This is a genomic window from Novosphingobium sp. BL-S-24, from assembly GCF_055521575.1.
In genome coordinates, this window is record NZ_CM145487.1 from 423,886 (window position 1) to 449,948 (window position 26,063).

Consider the following 26,063-nt stretch of genomic DNA (forward strand, 5'->3'; position numbering starts at 1 on the left):
GCTGGAGAAAAGAATGACGGATACCCATTTTCACGGCAAGACCGCGCTCGTCACCGGCGCGGGTGCCGGCATAGGCCGGGCGTCGGCGCGCGCCTTCGCGGCGCGCGGCGCACGCGTTATGCTGTGCGACCTCGACCTGCCCTCAGCAGAGGAGACCGCGCAATCAATCGTCGCGGCGGGCGGTGAGGCTGAAGCGGTGAAGTGCGACGCGACCGACTGGGCCGCCGTAGAAGGGCTGGTCAAACGCACACTCGACCGCTTCGGATCGCTCGACTTCGCGCATAATAACGTCGGCTGCGGCGTCAACAAGCCCTTCGACGAGCTGACCGAGCGCGACTATCAGTTTGTGACCGATGTGACGTTTAAGTCCGTCTTCCTTTCGCTGCGTCACGAATTGCCGGTGATGCGCGCGCGCGGCGGCGGCGCGATCGTCAACACCGCGTCGATGGCAGGGGTCAGCACCACGCCGTCCGCCGACATCGTCTATTCCGGTGCCAAGGCGGCAGTCATCCAGATGACGGCTTACGCCGCGCGGATGTTCGGCCCGCACAATGTTCGCGTCAATTCCGTGGCCCCCGGCCTGGTCGCGACCAAGGTAGTCAACGAGATGTTCACCCTAGAACAACAGGTGGACCTTGCTGCTGGGCAAATTTTCAAGCGGGCCATTCAGCCGGAAGAGATTGCAGCCGCAGTAATTTTTCTATGCTCGTCCGAAGCGACGATGATCACAGGACTGAACTTCCCCGTGGACGGAGGGATCAACGCGATACGCTGAAGAAAGTCCGGCATGGCAGGAGAGAAATATGGCGTTCAAATTCAATGCGGCCGGCGATGCGCTGGCCAAGGCGGGTACAGATCCGATCATGGAGCGGTTCAAGGCGCGCACGCTACTGTCCGCCGCCATGACGGAGCGCGCTTCGAAGGTTCTGCCCGGCGGAGAAACACGAGCCGCCACCTTCCACGCGCCCTATTCGGTGACGATCGATCATGGCACCGGCCCGAACCTCTACGATATCGACGGCAATGATTATTACGACCTAATCAACAATTATACCGTGCTGGTTCACGGCCACGCCTTCCCCCCCGTGGTGGAGGCAATCACCCGGGCAGCGCAAAAGGGTACCACCTGGGTCGCCAAGGCGGAGAGCCAGGTCGAACTGGCAGAGATCATCGTGGATCGCGTTGCCTCGGTCGATCAGGTCCGCTTCTGCAATTCGGGCAGCGAGGGCGTTCTGGCGGCGTTGGCCGTCGCGCGTCACGTCACCGGGCGACGGCGCGTCCTGGCTGCGCGCTACTCCTATCATGGCTATATCATCGAGGCGCACACGCCCGAAGCCCGGCCCGACTGGCTCGACACCTGCTTAGGCGACTTTGGCGATGCCGAGAGCTTTGAGCGCATCCTGGACGAACAGGGCGACAAGATCGCCGCCGTCATCCTGGAGCCGCTGCTGGGCGCTGGCGGCATTGTTACCGCGCCGAAAGAGTTTTTCGACCGTGTCCACGCCGCCGCCCGCCGTGCCGGCGCGCTGTTCATCGTCGACGAGGCGACGGTGTTCCGTACCTCAACCGGCGGCGCGCAGAAGATCATCGGTATCGACCCGGACCTTACCGTCCTGGGCAAGGTGATCGGCGGCGGCACGCCAGCGGGCGCGATCGGCGGCAAGCGCGAATTTATGCAGGTATTGGACCCGAGCCGTGGCGAGCTGCTGATTTCGGGCACATTTTCCGGCAATCCGCTCACCATGGCAGCCGGCACAGCATTCCTGACGCATCTGACGCAGGACAAGATCGACTTGCTGACTGCGCGCATGGAACGACTGGAGAAATTCCTGACCGCGTCCGCCGCGAAACATGGCCTGCCCTTCTGTACGCGTCGCTTCCATTCTCTGATGAACCTTTATTTCAGCGAGGATTTGCCACCGGTCAACCAGTTGCGGCAGGACGATAGACTGGCCACCGCCTTCCAGCTTGCCTGCATGAACAATGGTATGTTCATGGTCATGCGTCTGGTGCTCAACTGTTCCACGGTGATGACGGAGGCGGACATGACGCAGATCGAAAGCCGTTTCGACGCTGCCATGGCAGAGGTCGCCCGCGACGCTTGACCCTTTCTGCCGATCATTGCAATAAGCGGAGAAGAATGATGTCCATGGAACCCAAGCAGGTTACATAGGCCTTTCTGGACCACTCCGCCGCTGGCCGTACGGAAGACGCGTTCGCGCTAATCGCCGACGATTGCGAATGCTGGTACACTGGCGCAGGATCGGTGTCGCGGGACGAGCTCGTCAACGGCATGCGCATGCTTCAAGGGCTGGCGGTCGGGGGCACCCGCTTCCCGATCACCGAAATGATCCAGGAAGGTGACCGCGTCGCAATTGAGTGTGTCGGGCATATGCCACTCCCCAACGGGCGGACCTATGCCAATTGCTATCACAGCAAACTCATCGTCAAAGACGGCAAGATCACTGTCTTCCGCGAATATCTCGACCCGCTGATCGTATCGGCCGCACTCGCGCCTGAATAGCTGATCCGTTTCACCCAGAAATAACTCTGTTGAACCGAACGAATCTAGGTTTTTCGCTTCACCAGCCTGTCGCGCAGCACGATCGACAGGCGGGCGCACGCGATCATCACGGATCCCGCCAGCAGCGCGAATGTCGGTTGCTCGCCGAACATCATGATGCCCAAAGCACCCGACAGCGGCAGCCGCAAATAATCGAGTACGACCAGCGCCGCCGCATCCGCCTTACGCAGGGCGTTGGCAAAACAGGCGATGCCGCGGAGACTGGTGAGGCCCAGCGCGATGAGGCACAGCCCGTCGTGCAGGTCCGGCTGCCGCCACATCCACCAGGCAATAGATGGACAACAGCAGCGCGGAAACCGCCGCGACCGATCGAAACAGCATCAGGGCGGGTCGCGATACCGTCAGTATGGCGCGCGGACTGGACAACAAGATGGGCAAGAGCAGCACCGGCGCGACCCCTTGCCGCCAGAACAGCTGGACCGGTGCGGGCCAGCGCGACCCCAAGAGATGGACCAACGCCACTTCGAGCGTGTTGAGGATCATAGCGCCCAGCATCCACACAGCGCCTTGCAAAGCCGTTGCCTTCGGTGTGCCCCCCGCCTGGCCCGTCCACGCGGGCCGTCATCCTCTTCTCCCGGTCTCGCTCACGGTGTTACGACGCGGCGTGGCGCCGGTTCGGGCAATCGCGCCGCGCATCCCGAACTGACAATTCACGTCCCTGATCGCGCAGCGCTGGTTCTGGCGAAGAATTGATGCAAGATGGGCCCGATATGAAAACGACGCAGACAGAAGCCCCCGGCCACTGGGCCGCGACACGCGCCGAATGGCGACAGCACTGGCCCACCGGCGTCGCAACATTACTGGCGCTCGGACTGGGTGCGTCCATTTTCCCGAATATCTCCAGCCTGTTCATCCTGCCATTGCAGGAGGCATTCGGCTGGACGCGTGGCCAGATCGCGATGGCCAACAACGCTGCCCTGCTGCTGGCGCTGCTCAATCCGGCCATCGGTCGGGTGATAGACCGGCGGGGCGCGCGGCCGGTGCTGCTCTGCGGTTTCGCAGGCGTGACGCTGGCCTGGGTCGGGCTGGCCCTGATGCCAGGACCGATCATTGTCTACTATGCCTTGTTCGCCCTGCTTTCGCTTAGCGGGTTCGCGACGTCGGGCGTGGGATTTTCACGCGCAATAGCCGCAGTGTTCGTCCGCTCGCGAGGCTTTTCGCTGGCGGTCGGGCGGTGCGGACTGGCGCTGATGGCGGCGTTGCTGCCGCCGCTCCTCTTCGCCCTGATGCAGTCGGGCGGGTGGCGGGCGGGCTATGCGGGCATGGCGGCGCTGACGGTGCTGATCGCCATACCGGCGGTCTATTGGGGCATCGAGCGGGACCGGCGTGCCCCCCGGATGCCACAGAGGGATAGGTTCGATGCGAACGCCGCTGTGCCTATGTCCTGGCGCGTTTTGCTGCGCGATCCCCGCATGCCGACGATCGCGGCGGGCGCAGCCTTTGCCTATATGCCGCTGCTCGCAATCATCAGCCAGTTGCAGCCGATGCTAATCGACGCGGGCCTGCCTGCCGCGCGCGCCGCGACGATGGTCGGCATATTAGGGCTGGCGGCGCTGGCCGGCGCGTTCGGCGCGGGCCTGTTGCTCGATCGCACCAACCCGACCATGACGGCGGCCGGCATCATGCTGCTGTCGGCCGTAGGCGTCGGCTGCCTGCTGTTGTCGCCGCACGACGCACGGCTCGCCTATGTCGGTGTCGTCCTGATCGGCGCGTCGCAGGGGGCGGAGATCGACATCGTCGCCTTCATGATCGCCCGCTATTTCCCGATGGCGCAGTTCGGCAGCGTGTTCGGCGTCTGCACCGTCGGAATTACCAGCGCGGGCGTCTTAGGTATGACCGGGATCGGCCTGTTGTTCGACAGGACCGGCGGTTATGGGCTGGCGCTGAACATCGCGCTCGTGCTGTTCCTGTGCGCCGCGCTTGCCTATGTGCTGCTTGGCCGCATGCCGGTAGAGCGGTCGGCGGACTGAACACCCCTATCGCGCGCCCAGGGTTTCCAACGCCAGCCGGGCAAGCACGGGATAATTGTCTGCACGCCGCTGCGCATGTTCGGACGCGGCGTTGCCCCGGATCATCCGACCCTTGATGCCATGATAGATGGCGGCAAGGCGGAACAGGTTGAACGCAACGCAGAATGCCCAGTCCGCCTCTGCCAATGCCCCGCGTCCGGTGCGTTCGCAATAGATGCCCAGATATTCGACCTCGTCCGGCACGCCCAGAGCCCTTAGATCGGCATCGCGCAAACCGGAGGTTATGTCCGCTGGCAGCCGGTAGAGCATCGCGTTGTAAGCGAAGTCGGCGAGCGGATGGCCCAATGTCGAGAGTTCCCAGTCCAGCACCGCAATCACGTCAGTCCCGTCGGGCGCGAAGACCAGATTTTCCAGACGATAGTCGCCATGGACGATGCGTGGCGGCTCGTCGGGCAGCATTGACGTAGACAGTCGTTCGATCAGCCGGTCCATCGCCGGATCGCGCCCGGCATCCGTGTCGCCCGTATATTGCTGGCTCCAGCGCGAAATCTGCCGCTCAAAATAGTTGCCCGCGCGACCATAATCGGCAAGGTCGATGGCGGCGGGATCTATGGCGTGCAGCCGGGCGATCGTCGCGTTCATCGCGTCGAAATGCGCCGCCCGCTCTACCGGGGTCTTGCCCGGCAGGCTATTGTCGCGCTCGATCCGCCCGTCAGCCATGGCCATCACATAAAACCAGCTGCCGATCACCGCGTCGTCGGTGCATAGCGCAAAGATGCGCGGAACCGGGAAACCCGCCGGTCCCAGTGCACCCATAACTCGCGCCTCGCGATCGACGGCATGTGCGCCGTTCAGCGTCGGGCCCGGCGGCTTGCGGCGCATGACATAGGCGCGTCCCGGCGTGTCGAGTCGGTACGTAGGATTGGACTGGCCTCCCCCGAACTGGCGCACGGTCAGCGGTCCGGCGAAACCTTCCACATGCGCGGCCAGCCAATCGGCCAGCCGCCCTTCGTCAAACGCGTAGCCATCGCGCACCGCAGTAATGGCACCCGGATCGCCCGGCGCACTCACGCCGCCGCCCCTGTCTCGTTCGCCGCCCGCCATTCGCGCTTGATCCGCTTGGCCAGGCTCCAGCGATGCGTCTCACTCGGCCCGTCATAGATGCGGAAGCAGCGTATTTCGCGGAATATCTGTTCGACGACCGTGTCGCCGCTGACGCCCATGCCACCCATCACCTGCACGCAACGGTCGGCGACGCGCATCAGCGCCTCTGATACGGCGACCTTGGTCATAGAGCTTTCCATCATCCCCAGCGAGTCGGTGTCGTCCAGCACACCGGCGCACCATTGCACCATCAACTCGCACTGCTTGAGGTCAATCAGATTGTCCGCCAGCATGAAGCCCACGCCTTCATGGTCGATGATCACCTTGCCGAAGGCTTGCCGCCGATTGGCGTAATCGACGGCGACCTCGTGCGCGCGTTGGCACGCCCCCAACCAGCGCATGCAGTGCGACAGGCGGGCGGGCGAGAGGCGCACCTGAGCATATTTGAATGCCTCGCCGGGTTCGCCCAGCATCTGGTCTGCGGGCACGCGCAAATCCTCGATCGCGACAATCGCGTGGCCGCCTGGAAGCTGGGAATCGAGCGAATTGGGGACGCGCTCGATGCGGATGGCGGGATGTGGCAGGTCGACGATGAACATGCAGGCGCCACCTTCGGACCCCGGCTCGATCGATTTCGCCATGACGATGCCGACCTTTGCGCCTGCCGCGCCGGTAATGAAGGCTTTGCGCCCGTTCACTACCCATTCGTCACCCTCGCGATGGCAAGCGGTGCGCATAAGCGACGGGTCGGAGCCGCAGCCGCCGTCCGGCTCGGTCATGAAGAAAGCGGAGCGGCCCCTGCCCTCCACCAGCGTGCGCAAGAACCGTTCCTTGACCATCGGCGATCCCATCTTGCCGAGCAGGTACATATTGCCCTCGTCGGGCGCGGCGGTGTTACAGGCAAGCGGGCCGAGCGGCGAAAGGCCAGACCGGATCAGCACCTCTGCGGTCTCGCGCTGCGTCAGGTGGCTGCCATCGGGTAGTATATGTGGGGTCAACACGCCCGCCTCGCGCGCGCGTTCCTTCAGTTCCTTGACCAGTTCTTCGGTCGGGCAGCCGTGATGGTCGCGACGCTGGTCTTTTTCATAAGGGATCACGACCTCGCGGACGAATTTTTCGACCCGGTCGGCAAGCGCGGCGGTCCGTTCCGGTCCAATGCCCGGCCCATGGGCGGCCTGGTTGGTCTGCATGATATGTCCTTTCGCTTGTTCTTGAAGCTTTACCGTTGCTTCGCACGAAGCTACGGCGACGGGCGAGGCTTCCGTCCAGAAATCACAACCGTGCGGCGACGAGGCGCGCCCGCAATGCTAGGACGCTCGCGGACTGTGACGGGAGTTAGCCCATGACGAACAGCGCGCCAGATCCGGTTGGTAATATCGGCCAGTGGCTACATGACGACGGCAGGGCGCGCGATGGCGCACCGCTAGGCATATTGCTGAGCGCACAGGCGGCACGCAATCCGGATGCGCCCGCGTTCACTTTCGGCCAGCGGACATGGACGTTCGCGGAGATGGACGCGGCCGCCAACCGCATGTCGCGCGCGCTGTCCGCGCGGGGTGTGGGCACGGGCGACACCGTCATCCTATCTATGGGAAATCGGCCCGCCTATCCACAGGCGGTCTATGCGCTGTGGAAGCTGGGGGCGACGCCCGCACCCATATCGCAGCGTCTGACCCCGGCTGAGTTTGGGCAAGTGGTGGCGCTGGCCCGGCCCCGCATAATCTTAGGCACGGCGGACAAGGCGAGCGCTGACGCGCCGCTGTTCGACATCGACCGCCCCCTGCCGGACGGGATGGACGACCGCCCGCTGCCGGTCGCCATCTCGTCACCCGGCAAGATATTGGGCAGCGGTGGCAGCACAGGGCAACCCAAGCTGATCGTCGATCCCAACGATTCTGGCTGGGGCCCGGACAAGGCGGTACCCTATCGTCCAGCGGGCAGCACCATTTTGAATGCAGGTCCTATCTATCACACTGCGCCCTTCGCCTTCGCTGTGGTCGCGCTGGCCGAGGGATGTCATGTCGTATGCATGGAGCGGTTCGACGCCGTGGAGTGGCTGCGTCTGGCGGAACGGCATCGCACAACCTTCGCGACAATGGTGCCAACCATGATGAGCCGGATCGCTAAGCTGGATCCCGCCATTTCGCGGGCCGCCGACCTTTCCTCCTTTCAGGTCATCATGCACTCGTCGGCGCCCTGCCCGGAGAAGGTAAAGCGCTGGTGGCTGGAGCGGATTGCGCCGCGCGTGTTGCAGGAGGTGTATGGCGGGACCGAACGGGTCGGTGCCACCCTCATCAACGGCGAAGACTGGCTGGCCCATCCCGGATCGGTCGGCCGAGCTGTCGGCGGCGACGAGATCGTGATCATGGGCGATGGAGGCGTGCCGCTGCCGCCCGGCGAAATCGGCGAGATATTTTTCCGCCGCGCGGCCGGACCGGGCTCTGGCTACCGCTATATCGGCGCGGAAAGCCGGATCAGGGGCGACCTCGACGGACTGGGTGACATGGGGTGGGTCGATGCCGAAGGCTATCTCTACATCGCCGACCGGCGCACCGACATGATCTTGGTCGGAGGTATCAATGTCTATCCCGCCGAAGTGGAGGCCGCGATCGAGCAACTGCCGGACGTGCTATGCGCGGCGGTAATCGGTCTGCCCGACGCCGACATCGGTAACCGCGTCCATGCCATCGTCGAATTGGCGCGCGATCGCGCAGCTCCGGCGGCGGAAGATGCGCTGGCCTTCATCACACCAGCTGTCGGGGCGATCGCGCCGTTCAAACGGCCCCGGTCGATTGAGTTCACTCACGATCGGCTGCGTGACGATGCCGGCAAGGTTCGGCGTGGCGCACTGCGCGCCGCACGGATGTGACCGCTTTATTTAAAGCCCAATGCGACAGCTCCTGATCGCCATCGCCCATAAGGTGGTGCGAATTGCAAAGGCCGCCATGGCAGTTGGCGGCTTTTTCAACATGGGCATGCGCCTATGGTGGCGGCAACATAGATTAAATTTTCGCTGACATCATTTTCTTGAAGTAAATATCAGCACATCTTGGTAACCGGCTTTTATACCACCAAGATGCGCCTGATGTTGTCAGTATGTGGCCGACAGTGTCAGGAACCATTGGCGCGGCGCAATTGGATATGCCGAATAGCTGTTGGTTGCCGATCCGATCGAAAGAGTGGAGACGCCCTTCTTGTCGGTGAGGTTCGTCACGTTGAGCGCCGGTCCATCTTGCGCAATCGCAGTACGCCTTCCGGCACGCGTCCGGCAACCCGCAGTGACGTCAGGAAATAGGACTTCACGCTGGCATCGTAGGTAAAGGTGCTGAAGCGGCGGCCAACCTAATCGCCGATTAGCTGAACCTCAAGCGGATCTACAGACAAGGTGGCGACCGTTTTGTCATCCATTTGGGCGTGCCCGGCAGTTGTTTCCCGCAAGTGGGCACGACGCCGCCGACGACGAGATAGCCGCCGATGCAGGTGTCGCTGGTTGCCCCGATGCCGAGGGCAGTCGACGTGTAGTCATTCTGATATTTCGCGAGGTTATATGAAATCGCATTGTACAGCGAGAATGTGCTTCCTACGCGAAAGGTGAACGCCGCATCGACGCCGTCGGTCTTGACGTCGCCGACATTGACCAGGGTCGAGCTACCGCCGGTGATGCGGCCCGGATTGGTTGGAATGGCAAGCAGTCGATCCTTGAATTCGACGTGATAATAGTTGATCTGCGCATCGAAGCCGATGCCGCCGCCAAAGCTGGGGCGGGTGCGCAGACCCGCTTCATAGGTCCAGCTGCTCTCCGGCTTGCCTTCATCGGCGAATGCATCGAACGCCGCTTGACTCCCCGTGAACTAAGGGCGGCCGCCGCCAGCCAGATAGGCCTGATACTGCCGCAGATTCTTCTGGGCGTTGAAGTATATCTGCTCATGTCCGTTGAAATCATACGTTGGGATAGCGACCATCCGCCCACTGGGCGCTCGTCTTGAAACCCGCCTGGACAAGCAGAGTCTGGGTTACCTGCCAAGTGTCTTGGATATGAATCTGCAGATTGTTGATCTTCGCTTCATGGGTGGACAGTGGATTGGCAACGTCGAGCGGCCGGATATAGGCGTGCTCAGTGCCGGATCGGCGACGTCCACGCCATACCAACGGCGCCACTGAGTCGTGCTGTTATGCTTGAACCATCCACCAAGCTCGATCTTGTGTGTTCCGATATCAATGTTAAGCGCCGAAATTATGCCGCCGCGCTCGATCCGATATTCAGTGGTACGCCTAATCAGGCCCGATCCGCCAGTCGCGGCAACAGCGCCGCGCTCGCCTGTGCAGAGGTCAGCGCGGTACAAGCGGCAGGCTTGATACCGTTATTGTTAGCCGTGAAGCGGCAGTGGGCAGGAAGGGTCGCATAAGCGGGATCGAGATATGCCTGTGCGGTCGCGATTGACTGCCCTAGCGGACCGGCAACAACACCCGCTCCGTCATTTTGGTGATAATAGCCGGTCGGCGACCAGTTCATGTGGTCGGAGAGATGAGCGTCGTAGCACAGATAGCCGAGAAAATCCGTCCGCTGCGCAGCCAAATAGTAGTTGCGATAGTTGCTGCCTTCGGCCACCGGCGAGTTGCCTGCCGCGCTCAGATAGGATGTTCGGTAGGTGACAAACTCGGGGTAGAAGAACGGCTTGGTGTAGGACGTATAAAGTTGCACCAGCGTGGCAGGGCCGCCCGCAGAAGGCTTGAAGAAGACAGTGGGGTCCTTGTTCGGCTGCGTCCTGTCATTATAGTCGAAGAAGAGCGTGATCTTGCCAATGTCGCTATCGTGCATGAACTTGGCGTTGGCCTGCCAACAGTCTTGTTTATCGGTGAAATCCCAGGCGCGGGCACGTTGGCGTGCTGCGGAGATATATGCCGAATTGCACTGCCCCCCGCTGAGTGGCCCAGAGTCTATGATGGTCTCGACCACGAGTGGGACGATGAATGTCGAGCAAGAAGCACAAGCCGGAAGAGATTATTGGCAAGCTGCGTGAAGTTGAGATCGTGTTGGCGCAGGGAGCCTCGACAGCAGGGACGTGCCGACGGATCGCGGTCAGCGAGCAGAGATACTATCGCTGGCGCAAGGAATATGGCGGCCTGAAGACCGACCAGGCGCGGCGGATGAAGGATCTGGAGAAAGAGAACCAGCGGCTACGCCGGGCGATTTCGGATCTGACGCTGGACAAGCTGATCTTGCAGGAGGCTGCCAAGGGAAACTTCCAAGCCCCGCGCGGCGGCGGCGCTGCATCGATCAGTTGCGACCAGATTGGCCGATCCGGGTGTCCGAGCGACGGATATGCCGGGTGCTGGGGCAGCATCGATCGACACAGCGCAAGTTGCCGCGTGGGGCGGATGACGAACAGGCGCTCCCGCAGGATATCATCGCGTTGTCGAAGCAATATGGTCGCAATGGCTACCGCCGGGTGACGGCGTTGCTGTGCCATGCGGGGTGGACGGTGAACCACAAACGGGTTGAGCGGATATGGCGACGCGAGGGACTGAAGGTCCCGCTGCGCCAACCCAAACGGGGACGCCTGTGGCTCAACGACGGATCATGTATCCGCCTACGGCCTGAGTATCCCGGTCATGTCTGGGCCTACGACTTCGTCGAAGGGCGCACACACGATAGCCGCAAGTTCCGTATTCTGATCATCATCGACGAGGCCAGCAGGGAGTGCCTGGGGCTCATCGTCGCGCGGCAGCTCAAGCATGAGGATCTGCTGGCGGCTCTGGCTGACCTGTTCATTTCGCGCGGTCCTCCGGCACATATACGGTCCGACAATGGAAGCGAATTTATCGCGGCCGCTGTCCAGAAATGGTTGGGGCAGATCGGCGTGAAGACGCTCTGTAGCACCCCGGGATCACCATGGGAGAATGGCTATAATGAAAGCTTCAATGGATCGCTTCGCGACGATCTGCTCAACGGCGAGATCTTCTACAGCCTCGCCGAAGCCAAAGTGCTGATCGAAGCTTGGCGACGGCATTACAACACCGTTCGCCCGCACAGCAGCCTTGGATACCGACCCCGGCATCAGAAACGGCGACACCTTGCTCCACTAACAAACCAATCGGTCCATTCGGTGGCGACAGATCAGGGCCGGCTGCGCTAAAAATTTCCGCCAGACGGTCGACCCGCCGCCTCAGACCGTCATCCACTAGACCGGTGACCCCAGCGGCCACTTCGGCGGTTTCGATAATGGACGCTGTATCCAGAAGCCGATCCTGCCCCATATCTTCTCCCCTTCCCGTCGAGTCGCGCTATCGGCAGTACCGCCAACGTCCTTATTAAAGTTCGCAGACTGCGACCGCGTGCCCGTGACCAACAGGCAAGCATTACTAAACCAGAATTGGTATCAGAGTGGTGATAGTTGATTTACGCCCACCGCTCACTGCAAATGGATCGACGCGCACCGCTTACGGAGATGCGCCATAATGCCAACCATGATACGGACCATTAGGCATGCCTGCTTAAAGGTGGCGGGGGAGAGACAAGACTATGGGGTTGGACGGAGTATTGGAGGGAACGTTCACGATCGACGTGGGCGAAGATGGGATCGGTTGGGTCAGGGAAATCGACGATGCCCGCACATGCCCATCCAGTCTCAGGGCGTGGCCGCCAGCTTGCTCGGCACGGCCAAGTTTCAGTCAGGCGACCGGATAGCGATTATCCTGGAGACCGTGCTGGCCAAAATAGCAACCCGGGGACATATGGACCGCCAACAGGTCGACGGTCGCTTCTACAAAGGCTGAGCGCGAGAGGTGTTCAGCTCGTCCACGGCTGCGGGATCTGGATCAAGGCCTGACCTTGACAATCGGTCCAGTCAGCGCCTCGCCGCCGACCACTTACCATATGGGTATCGCCATCGCCATGCTTTGACCGGACAGTACGATCGGATACAAAAGCAATGGAGAGCATGTCGTGACCCTCACACCGGATATCGTCATCCGTGGCGGCCTGATCCATGATGGGTCGGGCGCCGCGCCCTTCGTCTCGGACATCGCCATCCGTGACGGTCTGATCATCGCCATCGGAGCCGGCATCGCCGCCGGACGAGAAGAGCTGGACGCCAGTGGCGCGATCGTGACGCCGGGATTCGTTGACATTCACACCCATTATGACGGGCAGGTGACTTGGGAAAATCGGCTCAAGCCCTCGTCCAGCCATGGCGTGACCACCGTCGTCATGGGCAATTGCGGCGTCGGCTTTGCGCCGATCCGCCCGCACCAGCGCCAATTAGCGATCAAGCTGATGGAAGGGGTGGAGGATATTCCTGAGGTCGTAATGGCCGAAGGGTTGCCCTGGAACTGGGAAACCTTCCCCGAATATCTCGACGCGCTGGAAAAGCGTCATGTCGATATCGATTTCGCGACACAGCTGCCGCACAGCCCCTTGCGTGTCTATGTGATGGGCGACCGCGGCGCTAATCTGGAACCTCCGACCGAAGAGGATCTGGCCGAGATGCGGCGGCTGACGGCGGAGGCGATCCGCGCCGGTGCGCTGGGCGCATCGACCTCCCGCCATATCGCTCATCGCTTCCGCGACGGTCGCCTGGCGCCGTCGGTGCCGACCGAGGAGCAAGAGGTTCTGGCACTGGCCGCCGGGTTGCGCGACGCAGGTGCGGGCGTGTTTCAGCTGCTGCCGAGCTACGAGATCGACTCCCCTTCCCAGGCGAAGCTCCACCGTAAGATCGCGGAGACGTCAGGGCGTCCGGTGTCCTTTACCCTTGGCCAGTCGCCGCACGAGCCGGATGGCTGGAAATTCATGCTGGACGAGCTGGAGAGCGCCGCCGCGGCGGGCCTCGACATTCGCGGCCAGGTGTTGCCGCGCCCCTCGGCGGTGATGATGGGCCTTGACCTCACGCTCCACCCCTTCGCGCTCAATCCCAGCTACAAGGCGATCGCCGACCTGCCGCTGGCGGAGAAGGTAGCGATCATGCGCGATCCTGATTTCCGCGCGAAGCTGATCGCCGAGCAACCGGACGACCCCAATCCCTTCTTCATATTTCTGATTTCCGAAACCGAACGGATTTACGTACTTGGCGATCCGCCCAACTATAATCCTGAGGAGAAGGATTCGCTGGCCGCCATGGCCCGGCGCGAAGGCCGGCCGGTGGCGGAGGTGTTCTACGACGCGCTGCTCCAGCGCGACGGCAAGGAAATCCTCTACCGCCCGATGGGCGGCGCGGTGGGCGAGCGCTTCCACGGGCCAGTGGAGAATCTGGTACCTCATCCACGCACGATTATCGCGCTGGGCGACGGGGGCGCGCATTACTCGATGATCTGCGACGCGGCCTATACCACCTACATGCTGACTTACTGGGTGCGCAATGCGGAGAGCGGACGTGCGCTGGACTTGCCCATGCTCATCCGGCAGCTCTGCCAGGACCCTGCGATCGCAGTAGGCTTGGAGGATCGCGGCCTGCTCAAGGTTGGGTACAAGGCCGACATCAACGTGATCGACATGAGCCGCATCCATCTGCACGCGCCGCTCACCAAGCGCGACTTGCCCGCCGGTGCACGTCGACTGGAGCAGAGGGCGGACGGCTATGTCGCGACCATCGTGTCGGGCGAGATCGTCTATCGCGAAGGCGAGCCTACCGGCGCGCTGCCAGGCCGGCTCGTTCGCGGCGCGCAGGGCGCCCCGGTCGCCGACAGCGCGGTGGCCTGTTGAGGCGGCCTAGCATCGGACGCAGGTATGGACGCCGGGGGGCGGCGGTCGCCACGCGATCACTGCTTCGTTAGGCTGATGGTGACCCGGCGACCATCGCCCCCTGAGGGGCGAGGTCCGGCGGAGCGTCTTTGGGACTGTCGGTCAGCCCATCGCAGCCAGGATCGCCATACCTTCCATCACGAGTCCCGGAGTAAGATCCCCCATGAGTTCCTCCCTCAGCCGCGCGGTGAGCGCAATGCGGGCATAGCGCATGGCCAAAGGTGGACGCTGCGCAATCTCGCGGGCAAGTTCCCAGGCCCGGGCCATCAGCGCATCTGGCGCAAGCACCTCTGCGGCGATGCCAAGTGCCATAGCTTCGCGTGCCGGTATCTCCTTCCGGTGAGCAGGAAATACCGGGCTCGATTGGGGCCGATCAGCATAGGCCATATCTTCTGCACGCCGTCCCCGGGCATAACGCCAGCGATCGCATGCGCCTTGTCGGCGAAGGACGCGTTTTCAGACGCGAGGACGATGTCGGCGAGTACCGCCAGTTCGGCGTGAATGAAGGCGGGGCCGTTCACTGCGGCAATGACGGGCACCTCGATCGCCAGGAGATTGCGCAAAAGCGCCTGACCTTCGCGCACGATCGTGTCCCAGGCGGAAGCATTCAAGGCGGGCGGCTGTTCGCTCTCATCATCATAGGCCGAACAGAAACTGTCCCCCGTGCCCGTCAGGATCACGACACGATTTTCGGTATCGTCCGCAACATCGCGGAAGGCGGGGCCGAGTTCTCGGTGAAGTCCACCCCAATGACCCCACCGCGCGGGACCGCCGCGCGTATGGATGCGCATTTCCAAGATGCCGTCCTCGCGACGGAAGGCGATCCCGGCATAACGATCGAAATAATCGGGGCTCATTCTTGTTGCCTTCATTGTGAGTCAAGCCGATGCGCGGGCCTCTATGCCATCCTTGCCTGGCAAACGTCAGTCGGATGCCATGTCGATATAGGCCTGGCCTTTGTGCTTCAGCCCGTCGCGAACGCCTTGGCTAAGTGGCAGCCGCAAGGGCATGTTATCACTTTCCAGCGCAGCAAGGATCGCCGAGGCAACCGTTTCAGGTTGCTCCGCCGCACTTTGATAATAGACGTCAAGCGCCGCCTTGCCACGGCCGGAAAGGGCTTCGTAATCTGGCAGGCGCGTACGCGCCTCTTGCGTGCCATGCGAGATGAAGCGCGTCGCCACGGCTCCGGGTTCGACCAGCATGACCTTGACGCCGAACCCGGCAGCTTCGGCGGCGACGGTCTCCGACAGTCCTTCCAGCGCGAATTTGCTGGCGCAATAGGCACCTACGCCCGGCGTACCGAACAGGCCACAGCCCGAAGACATGTTGATGAACATGCCGCTGCCGCGCCCGCGGAAATGCGGCAGAAACGCCTGCATCACTGCCATGGGTGCCAGCAAATTCGTGCGCATCAGGTCGGCCGCATCATCGATGGCCGTCTCCTCCACCGCTCCGAAGATGCTACGGCCGGCATTGTTGACTACGACGTCGATCGTCCCGAGCCGATCGACTGCCGTCTGAACGGCTCCAGCGATATCGTTCAGTTGATCGACGTCGAGCAGCAGCGCATGCGCGCGGCCAGGCGCGAGGGCCTCGAATGTGGCAATCTGTTCGGGCTGTCGAACGGTGCCGACCACAGCGTCGCCACGCGCCAGTGCTGCCTGCGCGAGCGCGGCACCGATGCCGCTCGATGTGCCGGTGATGAACCAGTTTTTTGCCATGTTGCGGCTCCTTGTCTGGACGGGTCGAGCGGTTCAGCGCGTTGGGGTGATGCGTGAGCGGTCGATGGTCAACGGACGCATGTAAGACGGGTCGCTGCGATCCCGAACGGAAGGGACAAACGCCATGTCGCCGAACTGTGCCTGCGGATCGGTCTGATGGTCGAGGCCATTTATGACACAGATACGTGCGGCGATCCGCCACTCCCCGTTGCGGCGCTCCATCCGGTCGATGTAGCGGCCAGACGAAAAAGTCTGATGGGGCGCGTCCTGATTGACCGAAATGAAGTTCCAATATGTTTCACTATGCGCCGTATCGCCGTCCAGTTCGCAATGATGGTTGGTGATGGAATGCATCGTGCGGTGCTGGTAGCGGGTGTGATAATCGAAGGCCCAGTCGATGAAGCCTTCGACACCGCCAACGAAATCGCCATGGTCGTCCATGGCATCAGGGTGATAGGCCGATCGCACCATTTCCTTGTCGAAGCGATCGACCCCGCGGCAATATCGCACCATGCAGTCGCGGATGTCCTGCCGATCCTTCAGTTCGCGCACAAGCGACTCGACGTCAGCGCCCATTTTCTTCTCCAATTCATCGTTCATGGCGGTTTCGCTCAGGGTTCGAGCACGATCTTGCCACCGGCACCGCCGCCGTCGACCATTTGCTGAGCCCCGGCTGCCTGCGCCAACGGGAAGCGCGCTGCAATCGGTACCGGAATGACACCCGAGGCCGCCCAGTCCACGACCTGCGCCAGTCGGGCTGCGTCCGGATGGACGCTGACGAACGCGATTTCGACAGGGACATCATCGGCCGGGATCGGATTGGTGGCGACGGTAACGATGCGGCCATTGACCGCCACCTTACGGCACAAGGGCGCGACCAGTTCGCCACCCACCGTGTCTGCGATGCGATCGAACGCGGGGCCTTCATAGTCCGAACCGTCCAGCACAATGACTTCGTCGGCCCCAAGCGCCAGCGCGTCCGCACGTGCGGAGGCACGCACTCCCGCCACGACATGCGCGCCACGGGTCTTGGCCGCACGGACCGCGAAGCGCCCGACAGCACCCCCTGCACCCGTCACCAGCACCCGCTGGCCGGCGGCGACATCCAGATTTTCTTCGATGATCTGGGCACCCGTCAGGCCGGGAGTAGGCAATGCCGCTCCTGTCGCAAAGTCCATGCCATCGGGTAACAGGGCGACCCGTTCAGCCTTTACCACGGTCAGTTCGGCATAGGCACCCGACCGAAATGTGTCGACCATCGCCGCCACGCGGGTGCCAGCGGGCAGATTGCCTCCGCTCAACACCTCGCCAGCAACATCATAGCCGCCGATGTGCGGCAACGGTACGGGCGCGATGGACTGGAACATGCCAGACCGCCATTTGCTGTCAGCCGGATTGACCCCAATGGCGCGCACCCTGATCAGCATCTCGCCATCTGTCGCAACCGGATCGGCCACATCTGTCAGGACCAGTTCTTCAGGTCCCCCATAGCGACGAAAGACAACGGCTTGCATATATCTCGCTCCTGTAACAAATCTTGGGGCGGACCGTCGGCGACACCGTAATAGGGGGCCTGCATCCGCGACCCGCGCCGGGTCGTGCTGCATGAAACGGCGATACGCCCGCTTGCTATAGCCTCGAAGACGCCTTGTCGCGCCAATAGATAAAGATAGATTGTCTATATTAGGAATATGATCTCGGCGTCGATCGGTCCGGTGACAAGGCCTGCATCCCCCACTTCAAGTTCTGCGCCGCGCCCATGCTGCCAACGCAGAATTTATACACGCCGGCGAAAAGGAAACCGGTAGTGCCGGTCGGATCAAATGCGGTGCTTGGCAAATTGGTCGTTCCCGCAAAATTTCCGGGTACGAATTCCGCCGTCCCAAGCAAAAGCCGAAATCACGATCGGCACATCCTGTACATTTTCAGCGCACTTCTGCGCCGTGACGACGATGTCCGTGATCCCGCCTTGGTTGGCGTTCCCGTCACTGGCCGTGGTTGATTGCTGACTGACCGTCGCGAAGGCCGGAACCGCTGTCCAAGCAGAAGATGCCAGTAACAACGCGATGGTCGTTTTATCCATGGGATGTCTCTCCCGTTGAAATAACGCCTGTTCCGGCGATTTTGCACTTCTTTTAGTGACCCAGATGTTCCGGGTCTTGGATGCGGGCTAACGGTGGATCAGGACACATGCGAACATGGCGCTGCCCCAATATCTGTTCGTCACGACACGGCCCGTCCCGCACCCTGCCGCCATCGACTGGACGACAGGCCGAACTGAAGGCGAAAACATCGGGCGAAGAAGGCGGAATCGTTAAAGCCGACTTCAAAGGCGATGTCGGTGATGATCTGCCCGTCGCATCGCGCCAAAAGGACCGTCGCCCATTCCAGCCATTGCATCGTGATGAACGTCGTCGGCATCAGGCCGACATGGCGAAAAGGCCTGCGCCAGCGCAATGGCAATCCAATCTCTATTGTGCTTGCACTGCGCCCCCGCTGAGTGGCCCAGAGACTATGATGGTCTGGACCACGAGTGGGACGATGAATGCCGAGCAAGAAGCACAAGCCGGAAGAGATTATTGGCAAGCTGCATGAAGTTGAAATCGTGTTGGCGCAGGGGGCCTCGACAGCAGGGACGTGCCGACGGATCGCGGTCAGCGAGCAGAGATACTATCGCTGGCGCAAGGAATATGGCGGCCTGAAGACCGACCAGGCGCGGCGGATGAAGGATCTGGAGAAAGAGAACCAGCGGCTACGCCGGGCGATTTCGGATCTGACGCTGGACAAGCTGATCTTGCAGGAGGCTGCCAAGGGAAACTTCCAAGCCCCGCGCGGCGGCGGCGCTGCATCGATCAGTTGCGACCAGATTGGCCGATCCGGGTGTCCGAGCGACGGATATGCCGGGTGCTGGGGCAGCATCGATCGACACAGCGCAAGTTGCCGCGTGGGGCGGATGACGAACAGGCGCTCCCGCAGGATATCATCGCGTTGTCGAAGCAATATGGTCGCAATGGCTACCGCCGGGTGACGGCGTTGCTGTGCCATGCGGGGTGGACGGTGAACCACAAACGGGTTGAGCGGATATGGCGACGCGAGGGACTGAAGGTCCCGCTGCGCCAACCCAAACGGGGACGCCTGTGGCTCAACGACGGATCATGTATCCGCCTACGGCCTGAGTATCCCGGTCATGTCTGGGCCTACGACTTCGTCGAAGGGCGCACACACGATAGCCGCAAGTTCCGTATTCTGACCATCATCGACGAGGCCAGCAGGGAGTGCCTGGCGCTCATCGTCGCGCGGCAGCTCAAGCATGAGGAAGTGCTGACGGATCTGGCTGACCTGTCCATTTCGCGCGGTCCTCTGGCACATATACGGTCCGACAATGGAAGCGAATTTATCGCGGCCGCTGTCCAGAAATGGTTGGGGCAGATCGGCGTGAAGACGCTCTATATCACCCGGGATCACCATAGGAGAATGGCTATAATGAAAGCTTCAATGGGTCGCTTCGCGACGAACTGCTCACCGGCGAGATCTTCTACAGCGTCGCCGAAGCCAAAGTGCTGATCGAAGCTTGGCGACGGCATTACAACACCGTTCGCCCGCACAGCAGCCTTGGATACCGACCCCCGGCATTAGAAACGGCGACACCTTAATCCACTAACAAACCAATCGGTCCACTCGGTGCGGGCAGATCAATGCGACAGATTAAGGAACTCGCGCAGGTACCCCACGGCCTTGCTATCTACCATTTTGCAAGCAAGGAGGAGCTGTTTCGGGACTTAGCCTTGGCTTTGTAGCGCCGCGCATTCACGCGCCGAAACACCGGCCCTGCCGCGATACCAGCTGCTTCTAACCAAGCTGCAATCGCCCGAACGGTCCGGGGGCTGGCGCCGCCCCCCCCCTGCCCTTTTACATAGAACATCATGTCGTCTGCGGTCACCGGTCGCTCTGCTCGCAGGCCCCGGTGAGCCGTCCCCGCGCATGCGGAACTTTCCGTCGGAAAGCTGACCGCACGCCGCTTTGCTTTTCCTACGGAGGCGTCGTTGAGGCGTAACCGCCGCCACATCGTTTCGCGTTCTGAAGCGGGCGCGATCAGGGATAACTGGTACGACCGCTGCGGCGCGAAATTTCCCCGGGGAAACGCGGTCTCTGCCCGCTTCGATCGATCAGGCTCTTTATCTGTTCATCGGTCCTTCCAGGGCAGGTTCTTCCCCCTACCCTACGAACCGCACCGATCGCCAGGCTCCCGGGAGCTCAATCGTATATCGTCGGGCTCTAGCTGTGACAAAAGCAAGAAAATCTCAAATATCCGAGCAGTTCAATTTGTTCCTTCCCTATATTTCGGACCTCCCCTTGCGCGACCAACGCGAGATGATCGAACGGCCATTCTTCAGCCTTGCAAAGTCAAAGCGCATCAAGCCGATTGACTACCAATCGCCTGACGCCAAGTTGTGCGTCCATGTTTCTGCCAACCCCAATTATGGCATGGCAACAATCTAGGACGCTGACATCTTGATCTACTGCGCTTCTACCCTTGCGGATATGGCGCGCCGCGGTGTGAATGATGTCCCGCGCAAACTGCATCTTATGCCCTAAGATCTACTCCGTGCTATTAGCCGCCCGACAACTGGCCGGGCCTACGAACTCCTGGGCCAGTCGCTGCACCGGTTAGTCTCGGCAACCGTCAAAACCAATATCCAGGCCAAAAATGGGCGTGAGGCGACCTTCAGCTGGTTGGACGGTTGGACCCAATGATCGATGAAAAACAGAGCGCTCGCGCGGTATGACGATCGAGTTCAGCAACTGGTCCTATGAGGGTGTCCTTATGCAGGGTGGCATCCTATCGATCAATCGCGCTTATTCCGATATCAGCGATGGCGGGGAGCGTTGGCTATACAGAGTCGCTAGAAAGCACGCGGGCGGAGCCGGCGATGCGGGATTTGTAATATCCCTGCCTACCCTCTTCGAAAAATCAGGCGCCGAGGGACAATACCGACGCTTCAAGTTCGAAATCTTGAAAATCGCGGAGCGCAACGAGCTTCCCAGTTATTCGATCATGATTGAGGCGCTTCCCGGCAAGCGCGCCGAGCCTTCGCATGCGCCGTCTATCTGAGGCGGACGCCAAACGGAACGCGCGACTACCGAAAGGCAGTGTCACTTTACCGCAGCGGGTAAAGTGACACTGGTGATTTTTGTTTAAGCGAATGATTTAAGGGGATTCACAGGCGGATCGATTATGTTAAATTCTTGGAATGTTCCATCAAACTGACCTGTTCGATCGCATCGAGAAATCCCCGCCGGCTGCAGTGCCCACCGCGTTTGCATTGCCAGAACTTGTGGCGCGCGTATCCCGAGTTTCGAAACGTCCCAGATATGCATTGCTGATCCTCAACCTTATTGCGAAAGCCGCGCGGGAGGACGGTAGACTCGGACCATACGTTCGAAACGAAGTGGGCCAAATTCCGGTGCGGGATTGGCTATGCCAAGCGATGGCTCCGTTGGCTCATCGCGACTGCCGCCGTACTGCCAAGATCGCAGCAGTCCGGTCCAAGCTGACGGAAACCACGGAAGCTTCAGAAATCTCGGACGATTTGGCTCTTCAACTCGAGCAAGAGATCGAGGCGCGCATCCTGCGATCGGGTCGGACTAATGTCAGCCGGGCAGTATCAGACCTTGTACGCGCTGGATTGTTGCAACGCCATTATCAAGGCTACCGGGTTGATCATCTCAATCGGGGTGCACAATGCGAAGCGGTCTATACGATCACGGCAACGGTGAGACAGGCATTGGCTGGAAACTGATATAGTCACTATGCCTTCCATGTTATGGTTATTGACCAATAGCTCTTTTACGGGTCTCGATTTAACATAAGATATATTATCGGACTTTTAAAACGTAAGCGGGTGGATTCTATTTCGAAGTGCGAATTCCTTGGATTCTATGGGGTTTCCCCTTTGCAAGGAATGCGAATGATGGGCAGATACCATCACTTCAGATCGGACGAGCGGCGAGTATTATATCGTTTGGTGCAGACTGGACGAAGCGTAAAGCAGGCTGCGATGGAACTGGGGCGCCACCCCTCGACGCTATATCGTGAGATCAAACGTAACCGGCATCTGGAAGAGGAACCGCTGTTCTGCGTCTATTTCCCTATGGTCGCGCAGATCAAGGCTACGAGCCGCCGTGTGCGCGGCGCGAAAGTTGCGCGCAATCCCGAACTGGCGACCTATATCGTGGACATGCTCGCCGATCACGACGTCGGCGTTATGCCTGCAAGCCGCGCGGCGTTCATATTTCGCTGGCCAACACGATCAAAGTGCGGCCCGCTGAAATCGACCGCCGTAACTGCTTTGGTCATCGCGAAGGCGACCTAGTGGCTTTCCGACAGGAATTTAGCAAAGCGAATCAGACGTCGCTAGTTGAATGGTGCAGCCGATCTACGATTTTGCCGCGCAATCCGAGCCTCACTCGGCCGGTATGATGGCTGGTATCGGCAGGGAGTTGAAGGCCCTGGCCCCCTCCCTTCGCTAAAGTATAACTTTCGACATGGGACGGAATTTGCAGCCTTTCTGACCCTGCAAGAGAAACTCGGCATGGTGAGCTATTTCCGTATGCCAGCCGCCCCATGACAGAAGGACAGCTTCGAAAACAGCAACGGCCGGATACGGCGCTTTCTGCCGCTCGACAAAGGACATCGCGCTGGTGTCGGACATAGAACGCTAGGCGCTTGTTGACCGGGTCAACAACACGCCCTCAAATGCTTCGACTACCAAACGCCGCAGGAGGCGCTGGGAGAGCAGATTGCCCTTCCGGCAAACAAGATGATTTGGTCGATTGGGGGGGTGGGGGCCGCCCCCCCAATCGAAGTGCTATGCAACCACCGGAAGTCGCACTTCAAATGGAAACCGCAGATTCTTCGTCGAAACGCCGTTCCGCCAGCCTACCCCGATTTCACTGATTGCGGACCTCGGCCCAATGTCAACGCCAGTATCGCGGCAGCGGCTGATGTTATCGCCAGATAGAAGAACAGCGGGGAATAGCTCGACATCAGGTCGCGAACATGGCCTGCGAGTGCCGGTGCGATACCATAGCTCAGCGCGAATATACCCATCATCATTCCGAAAATCGCGGCATAGGCCCGCAAGCCGAAATAGCGCCCGGTGATATAGGCCAGCGTGCTCGTCGTGCCGCCCGAACCAAGGCCGAGCAGGACGCCTACGGCCGCGCCAGTCAGCACATTGCCCTCGACAATGCGCGCTATCAGACAACAAAGCAGCAGGAACAGAATGGATGCCGCAAACACATGAGATGCTTGAATACGATCCAGCAGCACACCAGTCAGCAGTCTCCCAACGATCAACGACAGGCCCATCGCCGACGCGATGCTTGCGGCCATCGTCGCGGTCAGGCCTTCTTCTCTTAATATGGGAAACAGGTGCACCATCATCACGCCTTCTACGAACGCCACCAATAGTGCGAGAACAGCGAGCTGCCAGAAATGGCGTGTGCGTAAGGCTTCCGCCAAGACAAGCCCGATCGCCAATGATGCCACGGCGTGACCCGTCGATGACGGTCCATCCATCGCCTCCGCCGCTGGCAAATCCTCCCGCGCCCGAAACAGGCCGATCAGGACGGGCAGCAGAAACAGCAGAAAAATAGCTGCGATAGCGACATATACGCCGCGCCAGCCATAATGTGCTTCCGTCAGAACGGCGACCGGCGGAAAGAGGAGGTAGGCAAGGCCGCCGCCACTGAGCGTCGCAGCAAGCGCGAGGCCCCGCGATCGCTCGAACAGTCCGCTGACTGCCATCGACCAGATCATCGGCCCTATGCCGATGTTGATGACCGCGAATACTGTCCAGGCGGCATACCAAGTCCATGGTGAACCGCCGGTCGCGCTGATCAACAGCAGGCAGGGGATCGTGGCAATCGTGCTCCCGATCGCGACCTTGCGCACGCCCAGCCGTGCGGTCACTGCGCCTGCGAGAGGCGCCAGCAGCAAGGTCATTGCGGAACAGAGGAACACATTGATGGCCACCACTGCGCGCGACCAGCCAAACGCATCGTGCAGCGGCTCCATTACGACGCCGGTCACACTGGAAATGCCGGCCATCGCGGTCATGCCCAGCGTCCCGCTGGCGACTGTGCGCCAGCCCTTGCCCCATTCGGATTTGCCCGTCATCGCTTGTCCCATCCCCCGTGCCGTTCTTTATTTCAGCGCTTGCTCGCCACGCACCAGACGTCCGGGCAGCGCGCCGGTCGCGCGACCGTCGCGGAAAGTCACCTGCCCGCGCTTTATGGTCATGCGATAGCCTGTCGGTCGCTGGATGAGCCGCGCGCCGCCGGCGGGCAGATCACGTACGATCTCCGGCGGCGGCAGTGCCAGCGAGTCCAGATCGATGAGGTTGAGGTCAGCGAGATAGCCCGGCGCGATCACGCCGCGATCCTCCCAACCAACATAGCGGGCGTTGCGCTGGCTATAGCCATGCACCATTGCTTCGATTGAAAAGGCCTTGCCATGCCGGTTGCCGCGCCGCCAGAAATCAATTGCAGTAGTCGGAAAGCTGGCGTCGCAGATTGTGCCGCAATGCGCGCCGCCATCCGACAGGCCAAACAGCGCGCGTTCCGAAGCCATCATGGCGTGGACGGTGTCGAGCGAATGGTCAGTAAAATTGATCACCGGGAAATAGAGCAGGCGATAGCCGCCCTTCTCCAACAACACGTCATACATATGGTTGGTCGAATCCTTACCCAGCCGCTCCGCTTCCGCGTTGATCGAATTTTCCGGCTGCGGTTCATAGTCGACCGGCATCTGCATGCGGAACATCTTGGAAAAGGCGGTCTGGGTCTGAGCCGTCATCGCGTCCCTGGGTATCGTGCGATGCTCCTCCAGGATTGCGGCCCGCACGTCCGGCTTCCGCAGTTCATTGAGCCGCTCGATAACGGGCAACTTGTGCAGCGACCCATAAGTGGGGGTCCAGGCGAAGGGGTTGAGAGAGGTGGCAAAGCCCAGGATCACGCCCACGGGCCGCGCCGAAACCTGGGTGCGGATGTCGAGCCCCTCTCGCGACCAGGCTTCCGCCCGCCCCTGAAGCTCCTTCCAGCGGTCTGGCAGCGCGTCGGTCTGCATCAGGGTAAAGGATACGGGCCGGCCAGCGGTGCGCCCGATCCGTTCGATCATGCCCATTTCGGCGTCCACAAAATCAGCGTCGCCTTTCATATAAGCGTCGGTGATGAGCTGGAACACGCCGGTCCCGGCGGTCTTGAGCGCACGGGCGAGCGCCATGATCTCGTCATTTTCCGCCGTCAGCGTACCGATCAGTTCGCCCGTGATAGCGCGGTGGACGACGCTACGCGAGGTGGTGATGCCCAGCGCGCCTGCCTGCACCGCTTCGAGCGCCAGCGCTTCCATCTGCGCCCGTTCCGCGTCGGTGGGGATCGCCTCATGATCGACGCCGCGATCACCCATCACATAGACACGCAATGCCGCGTGCGGCACCTGCGCACCGATGTCGATCGTGTATTGCCGCCGGTCGATCGCGTCGAGATAGTCCGGAAAGCTCTCCCAGTCCCAGGTCAGCCCTTCGTGCAGGGCGGTGCCCGGAATATCCTCTACGCCTTCCAGCAACTCGATCAGCCGGTCATGATGTTCCGGGCGGACGGGCGCGAAGCCGACGCCGCAATTGCCCATGACGATCGAGGTGACGCCGTTCAACGACGACGGGGCCATCTCGTTGTCCCAGGACACCTGCCCGTCATAATGGGTGTGGATATCCACGAAGCCGGGGGTCAGGGCCAGGCCGCCCGCGTCCACCTCCTCGCGCGCTTCCCCGGCCACCTCGCCCACAGCAACGATCCTGTCACCCGTTATGGCGACGTCACCGAAACGCGAGGGCGCGCCTGTCCCATCGATGACGGTGGCGTTGCGAATGACGATATCGAACATG

Annotated in this window: 27 protein-coding genes and 3 pseudogenes; 14 read left to right on the forward strand and 16 right to left on the reverse strand. The window is 61.3% G+C overall.

What is annotated here, in order from left to right; genetic code table 11:
* Positions 1-13 precede the first annotated feature (13 nt).
* From ACZ1JM_RS01735 to ACZ1JM_RS01745, 3 genes are all read left to right on the forward strand, one after another.
* Positions 14-775, forward strand: coding sequence for an SDR family NAD(P)-dependent oxidoreductase (locus tag ACZ1JM_RS01735; protein WP_465132380.1), 762 nt, complete (start codon positions 14-16; stop codon positions 773-775).
* Between the two features lie 28 nt (positions 776-803).
* On the forward strand, positions 804-2,105 hold the full coding sequence (locus tag ACZ1JM_RS01740; RefSeq protein ID WP_465132381.1) for an aspartate aminotransferase family protein: 1,302 nt from the start codon (positions 804-806) through the stop codon (positions 2,103-2,105).
* A gap of 74 nt (positions 2,106-2,179) precedes the next feature.
* The gene (locus ACZ1JM_RS01745) at positions 2,180-2,524 is read left to right on the forward strand and encodes a nuclear transport factor 2 family protein (protein WP_465132554.1); all 345 of its coding nucleotides are present in this window, start codon (positions 2,180-2,182) and stop codon (positions 2,522-2,524) included.
* 44 nt (positions 2,525-2,568) lie between these two features.
* Here ACZ1JM_RS01745 and ACZ1JM_RS01750 read toward each other — a convergent pair whose 3' ends face one another.
* Positions 2,569-2,844, reverse strand: a complete 276-nt coding sequence (locus ACZ1JM_RS01750; RefSeq protein ID WP_465132382.1) for a hypothetical protein — start codon at positions 2,842-2,844, stop codon at positions 2,569-2,571.
* Positions 2,845-2,858: 14 nt separating this feature from the next.
* Here ACZ1JM_RS01750 and ACZ1JM_RS01755 point away from each other — a divergent pair, with 14 nt between their 5' ends.
* Together ACZ1JM_RS01755 and ACZ1JM_RS01760 are read left to right on the forward strand one after the other, a co-directional pair.
* Positions 2,859-3,230, forward strand: a complete 372-nt coding sequence (locus ACZ1JM_RS01755) for a hypothetical protein (RefSeq protein WP_465132383.1) — start codon at positions 2,859-2,861, stop codon at positions 3,228-3,230.
* Between the two features lie 64 nt (positions 3,231-3,294).
* Complete coding sequence (locus ACZ1JM_RS01760) at positions 3,295-4,554, forward strand: MFS transporter (protein ID WP_465132384.1); 1,260 nt, start codon at positions 3,295-3,297, stop codon at positions 4,552-4,554.
* Between the two features lie 6 nt (positions 4,555-4,560).
* Here ACZ1JM_RS01760 and ACZ1JM_RS01765 read toward each other — a convergent pair whose 3' ends face one another.
* Together ACZ1JM_RS01765 and ACZ1JM_RS01770 are read right to left on the reverse strand one after the other, a co-directional pair.
* Entirely contained in the window at positions 4,561-5,658 is a 1,098-nt protein-coding gene (locus ACZ1JM_RS01765; protein ID WP_465132385.1) for a phosphotransferase, read from the reverse strand.
* The gene (locus ACZ1JM_RS01770; RefSeq protein WP_465132386.1) at positions 5,622-6,848 is read right to left on the reverse strand and encodes an acyl-CoA dehydrogenase family protein; all 1,227 of its coding nucleotides are present in this window, start codon (positions 6,846-6,848) and stop codon (positions 5,622-5,624) included. Before ACZ1JM_RS01770 ends, ACZ1JM_RS01765 begins: the two co-directional genes overlap by 37 nt.
* A 152-nt stretch (positions 6,849-7,000) precedes the next feature.
* Between ACZ1JM_RS01770 and ACZ1JM_RS01775 the strand changes: the two genes are divergently transcribed.
* Positions 7,001-8,527: an AMP-binding protein gene (locus ACZ1JM_RS01775; protein ID WP_465132387.1), complete on the forward strand. Its 1,527-nt coding sequence runs from the start codon at positions 7,001-7,003 to the stop codon at positions 8,525-8,527.
* Between the two features lie 222 nt (positions 8,528-8,749).
* Here ACZ1JM_RS01775 and ACZ1JM_RS01780 read toward each other — a convergent pair whose 3' ends face one another.
* From ACZ1JM_RS01780 to ACZ1JM_RS01795, 4 genes are all read right to left on the reverse strand, one after another.
* Entirely contained in the window at positions 8,750-8,872 is a 123-nt protein-coding gene (locus ACZ1JM_RS01780; RefSeq protein ID WP_465132388.1) for a hypothetical protein, read from the reverse strand.
* A 160-nt stretch (positions 8,873-9,032) separates the two neighbouring features.
* Positions 9,033-9,431, reverse strand: coding sequence for a TonB-dependent receptor domain-containing protein (locus ACZ1JM_RS01785; protein ID WP_465132555.1), 399 nt, complete (start codon positions 9,429-9,431; stop codon positions 9,033-9,035).
* 166 nt (positions 9,432-9,597) lie between these two features.
* Positions 9,598-9,816 (reverse strand): hypothetical protein, encoded by a 219-nt coding sequence (locus ACZ1JM_RS01790; protein ID WP_465132389.1) that lies wholly within the window; start codon positions 9,814-9,816, stop codon positions 9,598-9,600.
* 118 nt (positions 9,817-9,934) lie between these two features.
* Positions 9,935-10,615: a hypothetical protein gene (locus tag ACZ1JM_RS01795; RefSeq protein ID WP_465132390.1), complete on the reverse strand. Its 681-nt coding sequence runs from the start codon at positions 10,613-10,615 to the stop codon at positions 9,935-9,937.
* A gap of 14 nt (positions 10,616-10,629) precedes the next feature.
* Here ACZ1JM_RS01795 and ACZ1JM_RS01800 point away from each other — a divergent pair.
* The 3 genes from ACZ1JM_RS01800 (at position 10,630) to ACZ1JM_RS01810 (ending at position 14,356) form a co-directional block, all read left to right on the forward strand.
* Positions 10,630-11,795, forward strand: a protein-coding gene (locus tag ACZ1JM_RS01800; RefSeq protein ID WP_465132391.1) for an IS3 family transposase whose coding sequence is annotated in 2 segments (ribosomal slippage) — positions 10,630-10,894 and positions 10,894-11,795 — 1,167 coding nt in all. Because the reading frame shifts where the segments join, the coding sequence is not laid out codon by codon here.
* 478 nt (positions 11,796-12,273) lie between these two features.
* Positions 12,274-12,435 carry a hypothetical protein gene (locus ACZ1JM_RS01805; RefSeq protein WP_465132392.1) on the forward strand — a complete coding sequence of 54 codons (162 nt, stop codon included), beginning with the start codon at positions 12,274-12,276 and terminating at the stop codon, positions 12,433-12,435.
* 169 nt (positions 12,436-12,604) lie between these two features.
* The gene (locus ACZ1JM_RS01810) at positions 12,605-14,356 is read left to right on the forward strand and encodes an N-acyl-D-amino-acid deacylase family protein (RefSeq protein ID WP_465132393.1); all 1,752 of its coding nucleotides are present in this window, start codon (positions 12,605-12,607) and stop codon (positions 14,354-14,356) included.
* Positions 14,357-14,497: 141 nt separating this feature from the next.
* Here the strand turns inward: ACZ1JM_RS01810 and ACZ1JM_RS01815 are convergent, their stop codons facing one another.
* From ACZ1JM_RS01815 to ACZ1JM_RS01845, 7 genes are all read right to left on the reverse strand, one after another.
* Entirely contained in the window at positions 14,498-14,662 is a 165-nt protein-coding gene (locus tag ACZ1JM_RS01815) for a hypothetical protein (RefSeq protein WP_465132394.1), read from the reverse strand.
* Positions 14,662-15,252, reverse strand: coding sequence for an enoyl-CoA hydratase/isomerase family protein (locus tag ACZ1JM_RS01820; protein ID WP_465132395.1), 591 nt, complete (start codon positions 15,250-15,252; stop codon positions 14,662-14,664). Before ACZ1JM_RS01820 ends, ACZ1JM_RS01815 begins: the two co-directional genes overlap by 1 nt.
* A gap of 66 nt (positions 15,253-15,318) precedes the next feature.
* Positions 15,319-16,116, reverse strand: coding sequence for an SDR family oxidoreductase (locus ACZ1JM_RS01825; RefSeq protein ID WP_465132396.1), 798 nt, complete (start codon positions 16,114-16,116; stop codon positions 15,319-15,321).
* Between the two features lie 33 nt (positions 16,117-16,149).
* A complete protein-coding gene (locus ACZ1JM_RS01830) occupies positions 16,150-16,716 on the reverse strand; it encodes a nuclear transport factor 2 family protein (protein ID WP_465132397.1) in 567 nt (188 codons plus the stop codon).
* Positions 16,717-16,727: 11 nt separating this feature from the next.
* Positions 16,728-17,630 (reverse strand): NADP-dependent oxidoreductase, encoded by a 903-nt coding sequence (locus tag ACZ1JM_RS01835; protein WP_465132398.1) that lies wholly within the window; start codon positions 17,628-17,630, stop codon positions 16,728-16,730.
* 305 nt (positions 17,631-17,935) lie between these two features.
* The gene (locus ACZ1JM_RS01840; protein ID WP_465132399.1) at positions 17,936-18,199 is read right to left on the reverse strand and encodes a hypothetical protein; all 264 of its coding nucleotides are present in this window, start codon (positions 18,197-18,199) and stop codon (positions 17,936-17,938) included.
* Between the two features lie 140 nt (positions 18,200-18,339).
* Positions 18,340-18,702, reverse strand: coding sequence for a helix-turn-helix domain-containing protein (locus ACZ1JM_RS01845; RefSeq protein WP_465132400.1), 363 nt, complete (start codon positions 18,700-18,702; stop codon positions 18,340-18,342).
* Between ACZ1JM_RS01845 and ACZ1JM_RS01850 the strand changes: the two are divergent.
* The 5 genes and pseudogenes from ACZ1JM_RS01850 to ACZ1JM_RS01870 form a co-directional block, all read left to right on the forward strand.
* Positions 18,662-19,769: pseudogene (locus ACZ1JM_RS01850) on the forward strand (IS3 family transposase). The gene ACZ1JM_RS01845 and the pseudogene ACZ1JM_RS01850 sit on opposite strands and share 41 nt — an antisense overlap.
* A 42-nt stretch (positions 19,770-19,811) precedes the next feature.
* A complete protein-coding gene (locus ACZ1JM_RS01855; protein ID WP_465132401.1) occupies positions 19,812-19,913 on the forward strand; it encodes a hypothetical protein in 102 nt (33 codons plus the stop codon).
* Between the two features lie 484 nt (positions 19,914-20,397).
* Positions 20,398-21,236 (forward strand): annotated as a pseudogene (locus ACZ1JM_RS01860) (replication initiator protein A); the annotation flags it as partial.
* Positions 21,237-21,614: 378 nt separating this feature from the next.
* A complete protein-coding gene (locus tag ACZ1JM_RS01865) occupies positions 21,615-21,917 on the forward strand; it encodes a hypothetical protein (RefSeq protein ID WP_465132402.1) in 303 nt (100 codons plus the stop codon).
* 168 nt (positions 21,918-22,085) lie between these two features.
* A pseudogene (locus ACZ1JM_RS01870) lies at positions 22,086-22,925 on the forward strand (IS30 family transposase); the annotation flags it as partial.
* A gap of 131 nt (positions 22,926-23,056) precedes the next feature.
* Here the strand turns inward: ACZ1JM_RS01870 and ACZ1JM_RS01875 are convergent.
* Together ACZ1JM_RS01875 and ACZ1JM_RS01880 are read right to left on the reverse strand one after the other, a co-directional pair.
* Positions 23,057-24,298 carry an MFS transporter gene (locus ACZ1JM_RS01875; RefSeq protein ID WP_465132403.1) on the reverse strand — a complete coding sequence of 414 codons (1,242 nt, stop codon included), beginning with the start codon at positions 24,296-24,298 and terminating at the stop codon, positions 23,057-23,059.
* A gap of 27 nt (positions 24,299-24,325) precedes the next feature.
* A complete protein-coding gene (locus ACZ1JM_RS01880; RefSeq protein WP_465132404.1) occupies positions 24,326-26,062 on the reverse strand; it encodes an N-acyl-D-amino-acid deacylase family protein in 1,737 nt (578 codons plus the stop codon).
* Position 26,063 lies beyond the last annotated feature (1 nt).

Coding starts and splice junctions, on each gene's coding strand:
- ACZ1JM_RS01735 (WP_465132380.1), top strand. CDS start 14: ATGACGGATACCCATTTTCACGGCAAGACCGCGCTCGTCACCGGCGCG.
- ACZ1JM_RS01740 (WP_465132381.1), top strand. CDS start 804: ATGGCGTTCAAATTCAATGCGGCCGGCGATGCGCTGGCCAAGGCGGGT.
- ACZ1JM_RS01750 (WP_465132382.1), bottom strand. CDS start 2,844: ATGTGGCGGCAGCCGGACCTGCACGACGGGCTGTGCCTCATCGCGCTG.
- ACZ1JM_RS01755 (WP_465132383.1), top strand. CDS start 2,859: ATGGACAACAGCAGCGCGGAAACCGCCGCGACCGATCGAAACAGCATC.
- ACZ1JM_RS01760 (WP_465132384.1), top strand. CDS start 3,295: ATGAAAACGACGCAGACAGAAGCCCCCGGCCACTGGGCCGCGACACGC.
- ACZ1JM_RS01765 (WP_465132385.1), bottom strand. CDS start 5,658: ATGGCGGGCGGCGAACGAGACAGGGGCGGCGGCGTGAGTGCGCCGGGC.
- ACZ1JM_RS01770 (WP_465132386.1), bottom strand. CDS start 6,848: ATGCAGACCAACCAGGCCGCCCATGGGCCGGGCATTGGACCGGAACGG.
- ACZ1JM_RS01775 (WP_465132387.1), top strand. CDS start 7,001: ATGACGAACAGCGCGCCAGATCCGGTTGGTAATATCGGCCAGTGGCTA.
- ACZ1JM_RS01805 (WP_465132392.1), top strand. CDS start 12,274: ATGCCCATCCAGTCTCAGGGCGTGGCCGCCAGCTTGCTCGGCACGGCC.
- ACZ1JM_RS01815 (WP_465132394.1), bottom strand. CDS start 14,662: ATGGCCCGGGCCTGGGAACTTGCCCGCGAGATTGCGCAGCGTCCACCT.
- ACZ1JM_RS01820 (WP_465132395.1), bottom strand. CDS start 15,252: ATGAGCCCCGATTATTTCGATCGTTATGCCGGGATCGCCTTCCGTCGC.
- ACZ1JM_RS01825 (WP_465132396.1), bottom strand. CDS start 16,116: ATGGCAAAAAACTGGTTCATCACCGGCACATCGAGCGGCATCGGTGCC.
- ACZ1JM_RS01830 (WP_465132397.1), bottom strand. CDS start 16,716: ATGAACGATGAATTGGAGAAGAAAATGGGCGCTGACGTCGAGTCGCTT.
- ACZ1JM_RS01835 (WP_465132398.1), bottom strand. CDS start 17,630: ATGCAAGCCGTTGTCTTTCGTCGCTATGGGGGACCTGAAGAACTGGTC.
- ACZ1JM_RS01840 (WP_465132399.1), bottom strand. CDS start 18,199: ATGGATAAAACGACCATCGCGTTGTTACTGGCATCTTCTGCTTGGACA.
- ACZ1JM_RS01855 (WP_465132401.1), top strand. CDS start 19,812: ATGCGACAGATTAAGGAACTCGCGCAGGTACCCCACGGCCTTGCTATC.
- ACZ1JM_RS01875 (WP_465132403.1), bottom strand. CDS start 24,298: ATGACGGGCAAATCCGAATGGGGCAAGGGCTGGCGCACAGTCGCCAGC.
- ACZ1JM_RS01880 (WP_465132404.1), bottom strand. CDS start 26,062: ATGTTCGATATCGTCATTCGCAACGCCACCGTCATCGATGGGACAGGC.